Raw genomic sequence first — 16937 nt, forward strand, 5'->3', positions numbered from 1 at the left:
TAGTGATGATGCTGTGCAACATCGTCTGGGCTCTGAATGTCGTCGTCAGCAAACTCGCCATTGCCGATTTCGGTGCGCCGCCGCTGTTCTACGCCCTTCTGCGCTCGGTGATTGTCGCGGTGGTGCTGATTTCGCTGTTGCGCCCGCTACCGGCAAAACTTTGGCAGGTGCTTCTTGTCGGCCTCGCCATCAGCGGCGGGAGCTTTGCGCTGCTCTTCATGGGTCTTGAGACGGCAAGCCCATCGGCGGCGGGAGTAGTGAGTCTGACCGGCGCTCCGATGACTGTGCTGTTTGCAATCTTCTTCCTGGGCGAGCGCGTACGATGGCGGCGCGGGCTCGGCATCGGGCTGGCTTTCGGCGGAGTGCTGTTCGCCATGGCCGGCGACAGCCAGATGGAAACGAGCACCGGTCTGTTGCTCATATTTGTGTCGGCGGTGGTCGGTGCGCTGGGATCGGTGTTCGTCAAGCGGCTCGAAATATCTTCTATCAGATTGCAGGCTTGGGCGGCCGTTTCATCGGTGGCGGTGCTGTGGCCGCTGACCGCCGCGATGGAGGTGGGCCAGGTTTCGGCGCTTGAATCGGCGCCGTGGGAGATTGCAGCTTGCCTGTTCTTCGCATCGATCGTCGTATCGGTCGGCGCACATACCGCCTACTACCGCCTGCTACAGGAGCACGACGCCAATCTGCTGGTACCTCTCACGCTATTCACGCCGATCTTTACCATCCTGTTCGGAGCATGGTTGACCGGTGATGCGATTGGGGGGCGCTTGGTGGTGGGCGGCGGGATCGCACTGGCAGGCGTGGCGATCATCGTTCTGCGGCCGAGCGAGACTTTTACGCGTCGCTTTCTCGTCCGGCCACGCTTCTGATCAGTCGAGCGTCATCGTCCAACCGCGAGTGTCCGCAATCGTACCTTTCTGAATGCCGACCAGCTTCTCACGGATCTTGTGCGTCATCTGACCCGTACCGCCACTGCCTATCGTGAATTCGCCATCGGGACCCAGAACCGTACCGACCGGGGTGACGACCGCCGCAGTTCCGCAGGCCATCGTCTCGAGCAAGCGCCCTTGGACTGCATCGGCGCGCCACTGGTCGATGCTGTAAGGTTCCTCGCGCACTTGGAGCCCTTCCTCGCGCAAGAGCTGGATCAGGCTGTCTCGGGTGATGCCGGGCAGAATCGTGCCGGTCAGCGGTGGCGTAACGACGCTTCCGTCTTCGAAAACGAAGAACAGGTTCATGCCGCCCAGTTCCTCGACCCACTTCTTCTCGACTGCATCGAGAAAGACCACCTGATCGCAGCCATTCTCGATACCTTCGGCTTGCGGCACGAGGGAAGCGGCGTAGTTGCCGCCGGTCTTCGCGGCCCCTGTGCCTCCCGGGGCTGCGCGGGTGTAATTGCGGCTAACCCAGATCTTCACCGGCTTGGCGCCGCCTTTAAAATACGGACCTACGGGCGATGCGATAAGGACGTACTTGTATTGTCTCGCTGGGCGCACGCCCAGGAACGCCTCGGACGCGAACATGAAAGGGCGCAGATACAGTGACCCGTCGGGATCGCCAGGCACCCAGTCGCGGTCCTTGGCAACCAATTGACGGATCGATTCGAGGAACATTTCCTCCGGAAGCTCTGGCATCGCCATGCGCCTGGCGCTGTCATTGAAGCGGCGGGCATTCTGTTCGGGCCGAAAAAGGGCCAGTGAGCCATCTTCCAGTTTGTAAGCCTTCATGCCTTCGAAGATTTCCTGCGCATAGTGCAGTACTGCCGCAGCGGGATCGAGGCTTATCGGCTGGCGCGGACCCAGGGTTGCCTTGTGCCAGCCACCCATATCGGCATCGTAATCGATAACGACCATGTGATCGGTGAAGAGCTTGCCGAATCCGGGATCCAGAAGAGCCTGCTGGCGGGTTTCGCCGGGAACCGGCGCGGAGTGGGGAAGATGCTCGAATTCCATGCAGCGCGGGTAGTGTGGACGCGCCGATTTCGCAAGCAGGTCAAAACGGATCGGCTCCTAATGAGAAGGGCAGCTCCACGCCCGTAGGTGGAACTGCCCTTCGCATGGTCAGCGGCGGGAAGTGCCGCTCACGAAGCCTCTAAGGGTATCTGCTTTACCGATAGTGCTCCGCGCGGAAACTTGCCGACCTCTCTGCTGAACCATGAGACATCGGATCACCTCCTTTCGCGCTGTTAGAGCCAAAGTACCCCGTTTCCGGGGAACAAGACCGCGTTTCGCCGCTGATCTTGTGGATATATTTGAGTCTTCCAGAGCCCTAAAACAACCCTTGAAAAAAAGTTTTCCCACGTCAGAATTGGTGTTTGTGGCTCGGAAGATTTTCAGGGCCTTTTTTGATACCTGTTCCCCGACTTGTTCCGAGAGGCAAGTGTCGGGAATCGGGTCAGCGGCAGTCCTCGATCACGCGGGTCACTTCGCCCCAGGCGGGCAAATAGAGTGTGGATAAGCCGGGGGCTTCCACAGCGAATCGGCCACGTGTCAGTGCAATTGCATCCAGGAATCGATCATTTGCCGGGATATCCAACGACAGGATCGGCCCCACGCTGCCCTGCGCCGGATGTGTGCTGAACTGGCGTGTCGCCGTCTCGGTTCGAATAACTATCGGAACTTCGCGACTGGCGTCGGCCTTCCGTCCGATAGAGATGATCCGGCGCTGCCGATCGCATCGCAATCCCAATATCGGATCCCGGGCATCAATACCAAAAGAAGCTACCGTCATGCCGTCGCTTTGGGTGCGATAATTCCAGTCGCCTGCCGTCTGCGGGCGGTCGATCCAGTCTTCGGCCGGGGGTGGCGAGGGCGGGGGCGGCGGTGGAGCGGGCGCCGCTGGCCTTGGCGTAGGGGTGGGCGCCGGTGCCGGGGTCGAATCCGGGGCAGGTACGCAGGCTGCGATTGCAAAGCTGAGCGCCAAAGCGCCGCCGAAATGGGCATAGATCGGTTTCATGCATCAACAATGCTCGCTAAGCGCCATGTTTCCAATGCCAAAAAAGAAGCGCCTCGATCAGATGCTGGTGGACCGTGGGCTCGTGGAGAGCCGCACTCGCGCTCAGGCGCTGGTGATGGCGGGCCTGGTATTCTCGGGTGAGCAGAAGCTGGCGAAACCGGGGCAACAGCTGTCCGAAGATGCGCAGCTCGAGGTCCGGGGTCGCGATCATCCATGGGTTTCGCGGGGGGGCATCAAGCTGGCTCATGCGATAGAGCATTTCGGCCTCGATCCTGCGGGCGTCACTGCTATGGATATCGGCAGTTCGACAGGCGGCTTTACCGATGTGCTATTGCACGGCGGTGCGAGGCACATCTTTGCTGTCGATAGCGGCACCAATCAGCTTGCCTGGAAATTGCGGCAGGACGACCGCGTCACTGTCCTTGAACAGACCAGCGCGCGCATACTGACCCGCGAACTGATCGATCGCCCCGTCACATGGGTGGTGTGTGATGCAAGCTTTATCGGGCTGGCGAAAGTACTCGAACGCCCGCTCGAACTGGCTGAGCGCAATTGTCGCCTGGTCGCACTGATCAAGCCGCAATTCGAAGTCGGGCGCGAGGAAGTCGGCAAGAAAGGGGTGGTCAGCGACCCGGTGCTTCACCGCCGGGTTTGCGACGAGGTGCGCCAGTGGGTCGAGGGCCTGGGCTTCGAGGTGCAGGGCATAGTCGAAAGCCCGATCACCGGGCCGGAAGGCAATGTCGAGTTCCTCATAAGCGCGCAGCGCGATTGACCTTACGGCACGCTTCGCCCTAGGCGCTCGTGCAATCGTATTTCACGGAGAGAGCATGTCCGCCAATATCGCCGAAATGGAACGCCGCCGCGATGCTGCCAAGCTGGGCGGTGGTGAAAAACGCATTGCCGCGCAGCACGCCAAGGGCAAGCTGACCGCGCGCGAGCGGCTAGACGTGCTGCTCGACGAAGGCAGCTTCGAGGAACTCGACACCTATGTTGAGCATGACTGCGTCGATTTCGGCATGCAGGACCAGAAAATTCCGGGCGACGGGGTAGTCACCGGATCGGGCACGATCAACGGCCGCCTGGTCTATGTTTTCTCTCAGGATTTCACGGTCTTCGGCGGCTCTCTTTCCAAACGGCATGCAGAGAAGATCTGCAAGGTGATGGACACTGCGATGAAGGTCGGCGCGCCGGTTATCGGCCTCAACGACAGCGGCGGCGCGCGCATCCAGGAAGGCGTGGCATCGCTGGGCGGTTATGCCGAAGTGTTCCAGCGCAATGTGCTCGCTTCGGGCGTGGTGCCGCAGATCAGCCTGATCATGGGGCCGTGTGCAGGCGGCGCGGTTTACAGCCCGGCGATGACCGACTTCATCTTCATGGTGGAGGATTCGAGCTACATGTTCGTCACCGGCCCCGACGTGGTCAAAACGGTGACCAACGAGGTGGTGACGCAGGAAGAACTCGGCGGGGCGAAGACGCACACGACCAAGACAAGCGTCGCCGACAACAGCTTCGAAAACGATATCGAGACCCTGCTCGCGACGCGCAATTTCTTTGACTACCTGCCCCTCAACAATCGCGAGGAAGTGCCAGAGCGCCCCACCAGCGATGCGTGGGACCGTGAGGAACTCAGCCTCGACACGCTGATTCCCGATAACGCCAACCAGCCATACGATATGCACGAAGTCATCCGTAAAACGCTGGACGAAGGCGATTTCTTCGAGATCCAGCCGAACCACGCGGCCAACATTATCTGCGGCTTTGGCCGGGTCGAGGGGCGCACTGTGGGTGTGGTGGCGAACCAGCCGATGGTGCTCGCCGGCGTGCTCGACATCAATTCCTCCAAGAAGGCCGCGCGCTTCGTGCGTTTCTGCGATGCCTTCGAGATCCCGATCCTGACCTTCGTCGACGTGCCCGGCTTCCTGCCCGGTACGGCGCAGGAACATAACGGCATCATCAAGCACGGTGCCAAGCTGCTGTTCGCCTATGCCGAGGCGACCGTGCCCAAGATCACCGTCATCACCCGCAAGGCCTATGGCGGCGCCTACGACGTCATGGCGTCCAAGCACCTGCGCGGCGATTTGAACTACGCCTGGCCCACCGCCGAGATCGCTGTGATGGGCGCCAAGGGCGCGGTGGAGATCATCTTCCGCCAAGACCGCGACGATCCCGACAAGATCGCCGAGAAAACGAAGGAATACGAAGACCGTTTCGCCAACCCCTTCGTGGCGGCAAGCCGCGGCTATATCGACGAGGTGATCTATCCGCATTCGACGCGCAAGCGCATCGCGCTGGGGCTACGCAAGCTGCGCACGAAGCAGCTGGAGAACCCGTGGAAGAAGCATGATAATATTCCGCTTTAGGGAGCACGGAATGAAACTTTTAATTGCGCTATCAGCCATTGTGTTCGCAGTTACCCCCGCAACCGTGAGAGCAGACACGACGTTCGTGAATGGCAATATTCTTCTGGAGCGTTGCCGCCCCGGTGTGGATGACCCTTCAACGCAGATCCTAGTCGGCAATTGCTACGGCTATGTCGCCGGTGCGGTGGATACGTTTGAAATTCTGCAATCTGCGAAAATCATTGACCGGTATTACTGCATGCCAAACGGCGTTTCGGTTGAACAACTGGCTGCCATCACAGTCAAATATCTGAATGACAATCCGTCGGAACGGCATAACATTGGTTCGAGTTTAATCCTCAAGGCACTCATTCAATCATTCCCATGTGATCGGGATTGATTGAAAATTCTGTAAAACTCGACCCGATCTAGTCACAATCGACGCAACGGGGTCTTCGTTCACGAACTGTGTTACGCATGGCCACGAGACGATAGGTGCAGCACAGATCATTAGGCAGACCGGCGCTTGATACAGCGTCGCTCGCACATTATAAGGACATGATAAGGAATGTCCGAAATGCAGACCGAACGCGTCACCTATCTAACCAATGCCGAGCAGAAGGCGGCGCTGGAGGCGTTCGCCAAGGCGCGGGGCGAATCCGTCGGCAGCGTGCTGCGCGAGGCGGCGGCGCGCTATATGGCGGAGCCGGACGATATGTCCGAAGCGGAAGAGGCCGCGCTGAACATGCTGTCCAGGGAACTCGAGGAAGCCGTGCCGCGCTGGAATGCGAAGATGGATTCGATAGAAGCCAGCATTGCCCAGGCGCGCAAGGCAGTGCGCGAGGCGCTGGAGCGGGTCGAGGCGACCAAGTGAGCGCCTTCGACCGGGCCTACAATGCCGTGAAAACGGTCATGCTCTCGAACGAAAAGTTCGATCGGCTCGAAGAAGAACTGAGAGCTTTGGGGCAGGATGTGTCGTCTCTGGCGTATAGTCACGCCGAACTGGCCCAGCGCGTTGCCCGGATCGAGGGATTCGTCGAGGGAGCCGCCGCCGCTGGAGCGGCGCGGCAGCCAAGGATCGAGAGCCAATGAAACTAGGACGTCTCAACCATATCGGCGTGGCAACGCCTTCGATCGAGGAATCGATCCACTATTATCGTGATGTCATGGGCGCGATAAACATTCGTGAGCCCTTTGACATGGAAGAGCAGGGCGTGAAGGTCTGCTTCGTCGATACGCCGGGATATGACGGGACCAGCGGCACGCAGATCGAGCTGATCGAACCGCTCGGAGCCGACAGTCCGATCCACGGTTTTCTTGCGAAGAATCCTGCCGGCGGGCAGCACCATTTGTGCTACGAGGTCGAGGATATCGACGATGCGCGCAAATGGTTCGAGGAACTGGGCAAGCGCATCCTCGGCCCCACACGCATCGGCGCTCACGGAACGCCGATCTTCTTCCTCCATCCCAAGGACATGATGGGCCAGCTGACAGAGATCATGCAAACTCCCGAGGGTGATGGGTACTGGTCGAACTGAGGCCGGGCGACGCAGCGCGCCGTAACGGACTTGCACAGAGTCACGTTCGCCGCCAATCTCGGTTGCGAAACGCAACGTTTGGGAGAAGCGCGTGAGCTACGAAACCATCATCGTCGAGAAAGACGGTCCGCTTACCACCATCACGCTCAACCGGCCGGACCGGCTGAACGCGATGCCGCCGCAAATGGCGGACGAGATCGGCGCGGCCTTTTACGACCTTGGCGACAGCCGCGCCGTGCTGATCACCGGTGCGGGCAAGGGCTTCTGTTCGGGCGCGGATCTGGCGGCCCGGGGCGAGGGTAGCGCCCTGCAGAGCAAGGGCGGCAGCCATCGTGCACTGCAGAACCATTACAATCCGGCGATCAACCAGGTGCTGCGCGCCGATGTGCCGGTGATCTGCGCGGTCAACGGCCCAGCGGCGGGCGTCGGCTGCAGTCTCGCGCTGGCAGGCGATTTCGTACTGGCGGGCAAGAGCGCCTATTTCCTCCAGGCCTTCGTCAATATCGGCCTTGTCCCCGATGGCGGTTCGACCTGGCTGCTGAGCCGCGCGATCGGCCGTGCACGCGCCACGCGGATGATGATGCTGGGTGAGAAGATCGGTGCGGAACAGGCTGAAAACTGGGGGCTGATCTACAAGGCGTGCGACGATGACGCGCTGCTGGACGAGGCGAGGGCTCTGGCCGAGAAGCTCGCCAACGGCCCGACCCTCGCCTATGCCACGATGAAGCGCAATATTGCCACAGCACTCGACGGCAATCTGACCGAAGTGCTGCGTGCCGAAGCCGAAGGGCAGCGCACCGCTGGAGCGAGCAAGGATGCGATGGAGGGCGGAATGGCCTTCCTCCAGAAGCGCAAGCCGGAGTTCAAGGGCGAGTAACCCCGCGGATGAGGGGGATGTGGGCGGCCGAACGACCGGCCGCCTCTTCCCCTGTGCATACGATTGTGGTTTAGGGCGTCGCATGAGTGACAAGCCTACCTATGACGATTGGAAGCCCCTCGCCGACAAGGAGGTGAAGGGCCGCGATCTCACCTGGCACACGCCGGAGGGGATCGATGTGAAGCCACTCTATACCAGCGCGGATACCGACGGGATCGATCCCGGCGTTCCGGGCATCGCGCCGTTCACGCGCGGCCCTTATGCCAGCATGTACACTGGCCGCCCGTGGACGATCCGCCAGTATGCGGGCTTTTCCACCGCAGAGGAATCGAACGCCTTCTACCGCCGCAACCTCGCGGCGGGCCAGAAGGGCCTCTCGGTCGCTTTCGACCTTGCAACCCACCGCGGCTATGACAGCGATCACCCGCGTGTGGTGGGCGATGTCGGCATGGCTGGCGTCGCGATCGACACTGTGCGCGACATGGAAATCCTGTTCGACCAGATCCCGCTCGACACGATGAGCGTTTCCATGACGATGAACGGCGCGGTGATCCCCGTGCTGGCCTTCTACATCGTCGCGGCGGAGCGGCAGGGCGTTTCGCAGGACAAGCTCAGCGGCACCATCCAGAACGACATCCTCAAGGAGTTCATGGTCCGCAACACCTATATCTATCCGCCCGAGCCGAGCATGCGGATCATCTCGGACATCATCGCATATACTTCGGCCAACATGCTGAAATTCAACAGCATTTCGATCTCGGGCTATCATATGCACGAGGCCGGGGCGACGGCGGTGCAGGAACTCGCCTTCACCATTGCCGACGGCAAGGAATACGCCAAGCGCGCGATGGAAGCGGGGCTCGATATCGATGCCTTCGCGCCGCGCCTGTCCTTCTTCTGGGGCATCGGCATGAACTTCTTCATGGAGATCGCCAAGATGCGTGCCGCGCGGGCGCTCTGGTACGAGGTTATGACGGACCTCGGTGCGCGAATCGAGCGCTCGAAAACGCTCCGAACACACTGCCAAACATCGGGTGTATCGTTGCAGGAGCAGGACCCGTACAACAATGTCATCCGCACCACGATTGAGGCGATGGCGGCGGTGCTGGGCGGCACACAATCGCTCCACACAAATGCTCTGGACGAGGCCATCGCACTGCCGACCGATTTCAGCGCCCGCATCGCGCGCAACACGCAGCTGGTAATCCAGGAGGAAAGCGGCATTTGCAATGTCGCCGACCCGATGGGCGGCAGCTATTACGTCGAAAGCCTGACGCAGGCCCTGATCGACGAAGCGCGCAAGCTGCTGGACGAGGTCGAGACCGCCGGCGGAATGACGCAGTATGTCGCCAGCGGTAAGCCCAAGGCGCAGATCGAGGAAGCGGCCGCGGTGAAGCAGGCAAGCGTCGACAAGGGCGAGACGGTGATCGTCGGCGTGAACAAATACCGCAAGGCCGAAGAGGACCCGATCGAAACGCTCGATGTCGACAATCACGCCGTGCGCCGCAGCCAGATCGCCCGGATCGAGAAGGTGCGCGCCCAGCGTGACGAATTTGCCTGCAAGGCTGCGCTCGATGCACTCGCGCGCGGGGCGGCACAGCGGGAAGGGAACCTTCTCGGCCTCGCGGTTGAGGCTGCGCGCCACGATGCAACGCTGGGCGAAATCTCAGCCGCGATGGAGGACGCCTATGGCCGCTACGACACCATGCCGAAGCCGGTCCGCGGGATTTATTCGGCTGCCTATGCCGACGACGACCGTTATGCGCAGGTGGTCGAAGGTGTGAAGGCGGTCGAACGCCGTCTGGGCCGTGCGCCGAAGCTCATGGTCGCCAAGATGGGCCAGGACGGGCACGATCGCGGGGCCAATGTCATCGCCAGTGCCTTTGCCGATATGGGGTTCGAGGTCGTCTCCGGCCCGCTGTTCCAGACCCCTGCGGAAACACGCGACATGGCGCTGGACAATGGTGTCGATGCCATCGGCGCGAGCAGCCTCGCGGCGGGGCACAAGACGCTGATCCCCGAGCTGATCGGCCTGCTGAAAGACGCCGGCCGCCCCGATATCAAGGTGATCGCCGGCGGCGTGATCCCACAGAAGGACTACGACTTCCTGCGCGATGCCGGGGTGCAGGGCATATACGGCCCGGGCAGCAATGTGGTCGAATGCGCGGCCGACATGCTGCGCCTGCTGGGCCATAACATGCCGCCTGCCGGTGGGGATCTGGACGAGGCGGCGGAGTGAGGTCCTCTCACTCGGTCATTGCGACCCCGGCCTCGAGCCGGGGGAAGCAATCCATGGTACAGTGCCATGGATTGCCGCGTCGCCTGCGGCTCCTCGCAATGACATGAGAGGCGGTGGAGTGAGTTTTTCCGATCAACCGACTTACGGTAACTGGAGGCACATAGGCTGCTTCGTATTCGGCTGTGTGATTATGATCGGTAACGCGCTGTTCCTGCTATCTTGGTACTTCACCTATTACGACCTGAGCACGCAGGAATATCGGCAGTTGGGGTTGCAAGACCTCGTCGTTCCCGCCGTACTTGCTGCCTCCGCTGGGATGCTCTGGTTGCTCTATCGACTTCTTTTAAGAGACACAAATTGACCCAGATCCGCACCAACTGGACCCGCGACGAAATCGCGGACCTCTTCGACCTTCCCTTCACCGAACTGCTCTTCCGCGCGGCCACTGTGCACCGCCAGTATCATCCGCCCGAGCAGGTGCAGCTCTGCACATTGCTGAGCATCAAGACCGGCGGGTGTCCGGAGGATTGCGGCTATTGCTCGCAGTCGGTGAAGGCCGATTCCGGCGTCGAGGCGACCAAGCTGATGGAGGTGCAATCGGTCCTCCAGCGCGCGGCGCAGGCCAAGGATGCGGGCAGCCAGCGCTTCTGCATGGGCGCGGCCTGGCGCAACCCCAAGGACCGCGACATGCCCGCGATCGTCGAGATCGTGAAGGGCGTTCGCGAAATGGGGCTGGAGACCTGCATGACGCTGGGCATGCTGACGCCGAAACAGGCGGACATGCTCAAGGAAGCGGGGCTCGATTACTACAATCACAATGTCGACACCGGCCCGGAATATTACGAGCGCGTGATCTCGACCCGCAATTACCAGGACCGGCTCGATACGCTGCAGAATGTGCGCGATGCGGGGATCAACGTGTGCAGCGGCGGGATCGTGGGCATGGGCGAAACGCGCGCGGACCGGGTGGGCTTCGTCCACACGCTCGCCACGCTGGAGCGGCATCCCGAAAGCGTTCCGGTCAACGCGCTGGTGCCGGTCAAGGGCACGGTGCTGGGCGACATGCTGGCCGATACCCCGCTCGCCAAGATCGACGATATCGAATTCGTCCGCACGGTGGCGGTGGCACGGATCACCATGCCGATGAGCATGGTGCGCCTGTCCGCAGGCCGCGAGTCGATGTCCGAAGCCACGCAGGCGTTGTGCTTCTTGGCGGGCGCGAATTCGATCTTCACCGGCGACAAGCTCCTCACCGCGCCCAATGCGGGCGACGATAGCGACGCGGCACTTTTCGCGAAGCTGGGGCTAAAGGCGTTGCAGCAGGAAGAACCGATGCGGGCCTGCAAGTTCGCGGAGCCGGCGGAGTGAAATTCGATCTTCCCCCATCCATCCAAAACCTGATTGCCGCCCGCAATGAGCTCAAGGCGCACTACAGCGCGGTTGACCTCCACTTTACCCTCGATGGAAATCTCGTCGGCGATCTTGGCGAAGCTGTTGCCGCCGAATTGTTCGGGTTAACTCTCACCGGACGCAGTAACGAGGGTGTCGACGGCTATGCGCCTGATGGTCGGTCTGTTCAGGTCAAAGCTAGCGGAACCAAGCGCGGAGCTGCCTTTCGGCCTGTCGAGACGAAGGCGGACCATCTCCTGGTTTTCCATTTCGATTACGACGGCTGCTATGGCGAGGTCATTTACAACGGGCCTGAAGAACCGGTTCGTGAGGTTCTACCAGAAACTTGGGTGGGTCAGCGTAGCGTGAGCGCCCCGGCCTTTCGTCGGCTCAACAAGTTAGTTTCCGAAAGCGATCGACTGCAAATTATAGCGAAAGCAACCTGATGTTCAAAAAAATCCTGATCGCCAACCGTGGTGAAATCGCCTGCCGCGTCATCAAGACGGCGCGCCGAATGGGCATCGCGACCGTCGCCGTCTATTCGGACGCCGATGCGCGCGCGCCCTTCGTGCGAATGGCGGACGAGGCGGTGCATATCGGCCCGGCACCGGCAGCGGAAAGCTATCTGATCGCAGACAAGATCATCGCGGCGTGCAAGCAGACCGGCGCCGAGGCGGTCCACCCGGGCTATGGCTTCCTGTCCGAACGCGCGAGCTTCGTCGAGGCGCTGGCGAAGGAGAATATCGCCTTCATCGGCCCGCCCGCCAAGGCGATCGCCGCGATGGGCGACAAGATCGAGAGCAAGAAGATCGCGCGCGAGGCGGGGGTGAATGTCGTCCCAGGCTTCGTCGGCGAGATCCGCGATACCGACCATGCGGTCGAGATTTCCAACGACATCACCTACCCGGTAATGATGAAGGCGAGCGCCGGTGGCGGCGGCAAGGGCATGCGCCTTGCCTATTCCGAAAAGGACGTGCGCGAAGGCTTCGAAAGCGTGAAGCGCGAAGGACTGAACAGCTTCGGCGACGACCGCGTCTTCATCGAGAAATTCATCGAGGATCCGCGCCATATCGAGATCCAGATCCTCGGCGACCAGCACGGCAATGTGGTCTATCTCAACGAGCGCGAATGCTCGATCCAGCGCCGCCACCAGAAGGTGGTCGAAGAGGCCCCGTCTCCCTTCGTGACCCCGCAGATGCGCAAGGCGATGGGCGAACAATGCGTCGCGCTGTCGAAGGCGGTCGGCTATTACAGCGCGGGCACGGTCGAGCTGATCGTTTCCGGCGCGGACAAGACCGGCGAGAGCTTCTACTTCCTCGAAATGAACACCCGCCTGCAGGTGGAGCACCCTGTCACGGAGGCGATAACCGGAGTCGATCTGGTCGAGCAGATGATCCGCGTCGCCGCAGGCGAAAAGCTCGAGATCACGCAGGACGACGTGAAGATCGACGGCTGGGCGATCGAAAACCGCGTCTATGCCGAAGATCCCTATCGCGGCTTCCTGCCTTCCACGGGCCGCCTGGTACGCTATCAGCCACCGGTCGAACCATGGGCCGATGACGGCTCCGAAAACGGCCGCCGCGGAATCGACGGCATCCGCGTCGACGACGGCGTATTCGAAGGCGGCGAGGTGTCGATGTTCTACGACCCGATGATCGCCAAGCTGGTGACCTGGGGCGAAACTCGCGACGAGGCTGCAGATTTGCAGATTGCCGCACTCGACGCATTCCGCATCGAAGGGCTGGGGCACAATGTCGATTTCCTTAGCGCAATCATGCAGCATCCGCGCTTCCGTTCGAGCGAACTGACCACCGGCTTCATCGCCGAGGAATATCCCGATGGATTCGAAGGCGCCCCAGCATCGCCGCAACTGATCAGCGTTCTCGCAGCGGTCGGCGGCGTGATCGCCACCGCCGATGCCGATCGCGCGCGGCGGATCGAGGGTCAGTTGTCGGACGATCTCTATGCGCCGGGCGACTGGACCATCCGTATCGGCGAACGCGCGGAGGGATCGACCTCGCATGAAGTGCGGCTGGAAGAAAACGCGCTCACTGTCGATGGCGAACAGGTCACCATCGAAATGCAGTACACGCCCGGCGAGCCGATGGTGGATGTCGCGCTTTACGACAATGATGCCGACGAGGATGCCGAGCCGGTCGAGGCATACACCTTCCAGCTTGCGCCAACGCGCACGGGCTACGCGGTGACCACGCGCGGCGCGACGCATCACCTGCGCATTCTCCAGACCCGGATCGCCCATCTCGCATCGCATATGATCGAGAAGGAACCGCCAGACCTTTCGAAGATGCTCATCTGCCCGATGCCGGGCCTGCTGGTGAAGCTGCATGTGGGCGAGGGCGAAGAGGTGCAGCCCGGCCAGCCGCTGGCGACGGTGGAGGCGATGAAGATGGAAAACATCCTGCGCGCGGAAAAGCAGGCTGTTGTGGGCAAGATCAATGCATCCGAGGGCGATAGCCTGGCGGTCGACGAGGTGATTCTCGAGCTCGAATAGCAATGACGATCCGCAATTTTGAGAAATGCTGGCGCGCGGAATGATTTCCTGCGGCACAGCTTTCTTCCGATTTTGGGACTATCCTCGACTTTTACCCTTAACGGGCTTTTGCGAACCGATTTTGTCGAGGATACTACAGGCCTTCGAGTCGCTTCTGACGTTCAGATACAGGAGCATGGTATGGCACAGCGGGGCACAGGGTTTTTCGACAGCAGAGGGCAGTATTTCAAGACGCCCGAAGAAGCGACGATCAGCGATCTAGCGGGAATATTGGGGAAGATCGGCGATGGCGAAAGCCTCGCGCCGGGTATCGCTCACATGATCCTGCAACGGCGCGGCGAGATCGAGCGGTTGCTGGCCGAACACGACATGATGGTGGCGGATTTCCAGCCGCACGGAGCGGGCAAGGTGACGCGTCTCGACGCACACGTGCGCTAAGCTGCGGCAAGCTCCAGATGATAGCACTGGTTATGCGGGCCGTTCACGTAGTCGGAGAATGGCTCGCCAACGGCAAAACCGCGCTTCAGATATAGCCTGATGGCAGGGACGAATTCTGCACTTGTTCCGGTCTCCAGGCTCAGGCGCGCGATGCCTCCACGGCGCGCTTCTGCGATCAATTCTTCGAGAATCGCGCTGGCAACTCCCTTTCCGAGATGATCCGGATGGGTGCGCATGGATTTCAGCTCTGCCGATAAGGGCGACAGACGTTTCATCGCGCCGATCCCGACGACCTGATCTTCCGCCCATGCGGCGATCAGCGTGACATCGGAGCCGGACAGGCCTGAAACATCGAGTGCGAAGCTGGTGCCGGGCGGCGAAACCGCCAGCATGTCGCGTTGATGATATTCGATCATGGCGCGAACTGCGGGGTCGGCAAGATCCGCACGCGCAATCCGCATCGTCATTGCTCTATCATGGCGACGGCGCGAATCCAGCCGGCGCTGGCCCGTTCGATCTTCACCGGAAAGCAGCTGAAGGTGAAGCCGTGGCTGGGCAGGTTTTCCAGATTGGTGAGCTTTTCGATCTGGTAATAGGGGCGGATACGGCCGGCCTTGTGGCCTTCCCAGATGATGCTCGGATCCCGCGTTTCCGCCCAGCGCTTTGCCGTATGACTGAACGGTGCATCCCAACTCCACGCATCGGTGCCGACCACCTCCACGCCGCGCTCGGTCAGCCACAGGGTAGCCTCGGCGCCAAGGCCGACCCCCTGATCGGTGAAATTCTCGGTCCCGTAGACCGCGCCCGATTGCACGAGCACTATGTCGAGCAGTTGGAGATCGTAGCCTATCTTTTCGAACGCCTCCTCGACCTCCGCGGCGCCGACGACATGGCCATGCGGCAGATGGCTGAAATCCAGTTTGACACCCGGGCGGAAGAAGCGATCGAGCGGGGCTTCGTCGATGCTCGGGGCAGGGCTGGTACCTTTGTCGGTGGTCGAATGATAGTGCCAGGGCGCATCCATATGGGTGCCGTTGTGGGTGGAGAGTTCGAGCATCTCGACCGCCCAGCCTTCGCCATCGGGCAGGTCGCTTTTCTCCAGACCGGGAAAGAACATGGCGATCTGTTGCCAGGTGCTTTGGTGGGTCATGTAGGTGACCTTTGGCCGCATCACCTCCGGGTCCGAGATCACATCGTTGGTGATCGGGATGGAAAGGTCGATGAAACGGGTCATTGCAGGGCTACGTCGTCCGGATCGGCATTATGCATCAGCCGCGGCGCGAGGAGAAGTTTGAACAGCATGAAGGCGACGCCCGCCGCCGCGGCAAACCCCATATGCATCAGCCAGAACTGCGTGACCGGCATGGTTTCGAACCACCCACCGACATAGCCGACCATCGAGTTTCCAGCGAAGAAGGCGAGATAATAGAGTCCGATCACCGTCGCATTGATCTGTTTCGGTGCGAGGCGCGCGAACAGTGCCAGGCTGACAGGCAGCATGTGCGCAAAGCCGATCGCGTTGACGATGTGGAACATGACGGGCCAGAACAGGCCGATCTTTTCGCCCGGAGGTGTTGTGGCCGCGGCGAGATAAAGGCAGGCCATGCCGCCGATCGAGAACAGCGAACCGATGATGATCTTGGTCAGTTCGTCGGGTTCGGTCCATTTCGTTTTCCACCAGCGGTAGAAACCGGCGACTATCGCGAGAAAGCTGACCGAGACGACGGCATCGAGCGTGACGAGCCATGTCGTAGGCAGCTTTTCATCGTCCCAGTAGAGCGCGAAGCTCTGATCGCCCCAGACCAGGTAGGCGTTGAATATCTGGTTGTTCGGAACGATCGCTATCGCGAGAACCGGGATCAGCAGGAGGAGAGCGATGGTCGCCAACCAGTCGTTGCGCGACATCGGCAGTTTCGCCTCGGACTTCTTATCGGCCACATCGAAATGTTCGGAGGGCAGGTATCTTTGACCCGCGACATAGATTGCGAGGCCGATCAGCATGCCGACGCCAGCAGCGCCGAAACCCCAGTGCCAGCCCATGGTCTCGCCCAGCGTTCCCACGATCAGCGGGCTGGCGATTACCCCGGCGTTGATGGCGAGGTAGAAGAGCTGGAACGCGTCGGCGCGTCGCAAATCCTCCGCTCGGTAAAGGCTTCCGACCTGGCTGGCGATGTTGCCCTTGAACATGCCCGATCCGAGAATGAGGCATAGGAGTGCGAACAGAAAGGTCACGTTGAAAGCCATCAAAAAATGGCCCATCGCCATCGTGATAGCGCCGAGCAACACGGTACGTCGCTTGCCCAGCAGGCGATCGGCGATCCAGCCCCCCAAGATCGGGGTTAGATAGACGCTCGCCGCGTAAGTCCCGAAGATTGCGCTGGCGAAGGGCTGACCATCGATGCCTCCGTACAGGGCTCTGAGCTGCTCGATCCCGGCCACCTGTTCGACCTGCCCAGGCAATAGCAGCGACTTGGTCATATAAAGGACCAGCAGCACCTGCATGCCGTAGAACGAGAACCGCTCCCAGGCTTCCGTAAACGCGAGGTAGCCGAGCCCCCTGGGATGTCCGAGGAAACTGCGGTCGTCGGGATCGTAGAGCTGAATTTCCGAGGGTGCTGCGGCAGCTGTCATGGGCGGTCGTTCTCCTATC

General features: G+C 61.0%; 18 protein-coding genes. 13 read left to right on the forward strand and 5 right to left on the reverse strand.

All coding sequences use genetic code 11. The features are described 5' to 3' along the window. Positions 1-5: 5 nt before the first annotated feature. Positions 6-869 carry a DMT family transporter gene (locus K3174_RS00280; protein ID WP_247711786.1) on the forward strand — a complete coding sequence of 288 codons (864 nt, stop codon included), beginning with the start codon at positions 6-8 and terminating at the stop codon, positions 867-869. On the opposite strand, the gene K3174_RS00285 is transcribed toward K3174_RS00280, so the two are convergent. After that, a complete protein-coding gene (locus K3174_RS00285) occupies positions 870-1952 on the reverse strand; it encodes a branched-chain amino acid aminotransferase (RefSeq protein ID WP_221554848.1) in 1083 nt (360 codons plus the stop codon). Positions 1953-2394: 442 nt separating this feature from the next. After that, positions 2395-2730, reverse strand: coding sequence for a hypothetical protein (locus K3174_RS16760; protein WP_247711787.1), 336 nt, complete (start codon positions 2728-2730; stop codon positions 2395-2397). Positions 2731-2989: 259 nt separating this feature from the next. Here K3174_RS16760 and K3174_RS00295 point away from each other — a divergent pair, with 259 nt between their 5' ends. From K3174_RS00295 to K3174_RS00350, 12 genes are all read left to right on the forward strand, one after another. Continuing rightward, positions 2990-3727, forward strand: coding sequence for a TlyA family RNA methyltransferase (locus K3174_RS00295; protein WP_221554850.1), 738 nt, complete (start codon positions 2990-2992; stop codon positions 3725-3727). A 55-nt stretch (positions 3728-3782) separates the two neighbouring features. Further along, the gene (locus K3174_RS00300; RefSeq protein ID WP_221554851.1) at positions 3783-5315 is read left to right on the forward strand and encodes an acyl-CoA carboxylase subunit beta; all 1533 of its coding nucleotides are present in this window, start codon (positions 3783-3785) and stop codon (positions 5313-5315) included. 10 nt (positions 5316-5325) lie between these two features. Next, entirely contained in the window at positions 5326-5694 is a 369-nt protein-coding gene (locus K3174_RS00305) for a Rap1a/Tai family immunity protein (protein ID WP_221554852.1), read from the forward strand. 177 nt (positions 5695-5871) lie between these two features. After that, the gene (locus K3174_RS00310; RefSeq protein WP_221554853.1) at positions 5872-6168 is read left to right on the forward strand and encodes a hypothetical protein; all 297 of its coding nucleotides are present in this window, start codon (positions 5872-5874) and stop codon (positions 6166-6168) included. Further along, on the forward strand, positions 6165-6386 hold the full coding sequence (locus K3174_RS00315) for a hypothetical protein (RefSeq protein ID WP_221554854.1): 222 nt from the start codon (positions 6165-6167) through the stop codon (positions 6384-6386). Before K3174_RS00310 ends, K3174_RS00315 begins: the two co-directional genes overlap by 4 nt. Beyond that, positions 6383-6832: a methylmalonyl-CoA epimerase gene (mce, locus tag K3174_RS00320; RefSeq protein ID WP_221554855.1), complete on the forward strand. Its 450-nt coding sequence runs from the start codon at positions 6383-6385 to the stop codon at positions 6830-6832. Before K3174_RS00315 ends, mce begins: the two co-directional genes overlap by 4 nt. 91 nt (positions 6833-6923) lie before the next feature. Then, positions 6924-7709, forward strand: a complete 786-nt coding sequence (locus K3174_RS00325; protein WP_221554856.1) for an enoyl-CoA hydratase-related protein — start codon at positions 6924-6926, stop codon at positions 7707-7709. An 82-nt stretch (positions 7710-7791) separates the two neighbouring features. After that, a complete protein-coding gene (gene scpA, locus K3174_RS00330) occupies positions 7792-9948 on the forward strand; it encodes a methylmalonyl-CoA mutase (RefSeq protein WP_221554857.1) in 2157 nt (718 codons plus the stop codon). A gap of 357 nt (positions 9949-10305) precedes the next feature. Next, positions 10306-11316, forward strand: coding sequence for a biotin synthase BioB (gene bioB / locus K3174_RS00335; RefSeq protein WP_221554858.1), 1011 nt, complete (start codon positions 10306-10308; stop codon positions 11314-11316). Continuing rightward, positions 11313-11783 (forward strand): DUF6998 domain-containing protein, encoded by a 471-nt coding sequence (locus K3174_RS00340; protein WP_221554859.1) that lies wholly within the window; start codon positions 11313-11315, stop codon positions 11781-11783. The genes bioB and K3174_RS00340 overlap by 4 nt, the downstream gene beginning before the upstream one ends. After that, positions 11783-13849: an acetyl-CoA carboxylase biotin carboxylase subunit gene (locus K3174_RS00345; RefSeq protein WP_221554860.1), complete on the forward strand. Its 2067-nt coding sequence runs from the start codon at positions 11783-11785 to the stop codon at positions 13847-13849. Before K3174_RS00340 ends, K3174_RS00345 begins: the two co-directional genes overlap by 1 nt. Positions 13850-14029: 180 nt before the next feature. Beyond that, positions 14030-14287, forward strand: a complete 258-nt coding sequence (locus K3174_RS00350) for a hypothetical protein (RefSeq protein WP_221554861.1) — start codon at positions 14030-14032, stop codon at positions 14285-14287. Here the strand turns inward: K3174_RS00350 and K3174_RS00355 are convergent. The 3 genes from K3174_RS00355 to K3174_RS00365 are packed head-to-tail and all read right to left on the reverse strand — an operon-like array spanning position 14284 to position 16918. Beyond that, positions 14284-14754: a GNAT family N-acetyltransferase gene (locus K3174_RS00355; RefSeq protein ID WP_247711788.1), complete on the reverse strand. Its 471-nt coding sequence runs from the start codon at positions 14752-14754 to the stop codon at positions 14284-14286. The two genes, K3174_RS00350 and K3174_RS00355, sit on opposite strands and share 4 nt — an antisense overlap. Then, positions 14751-15521, reverse strand: a complete 771-nt coding sequence (locus K3174_RS00360) for a cyclase family protein (protein WP_221554862.1) — start codon at positions 15519-15521, stop codon at positions 14751-14753. Before K3174_RS00360 ends, K3174_RS00355 begins: the two co-directional genes overlap by 4 nt. Beyond that, positions 15518-16918: a peptide MFS transporter gene (locus tag K3174_RS00365; protein WP_221554863.1), complete on the reverse strand. Its 1401-nt coding sequence runs from the start codon at positions 16916-16918 to the stop codon at positions 15518-15520. The genes K3174_RS00360 and K3174_RS00365 overlap by 4 nt, the downstream gene beginning before the upstream one ends. Positions 16919-16937: the final 19 nt, after the last annotated feature.

The organism is Qipengyuania qiaonensis (genome assembly GCF_019711515.1).
Taxonomy (GTDB): domain Bacteria; phylum Pseudomonadota; class Alphaproteobacteria; order Sphingomonadales; family Sphingomonadaceae; genus Qipengyuania; species Qipengyuania qiaonensis.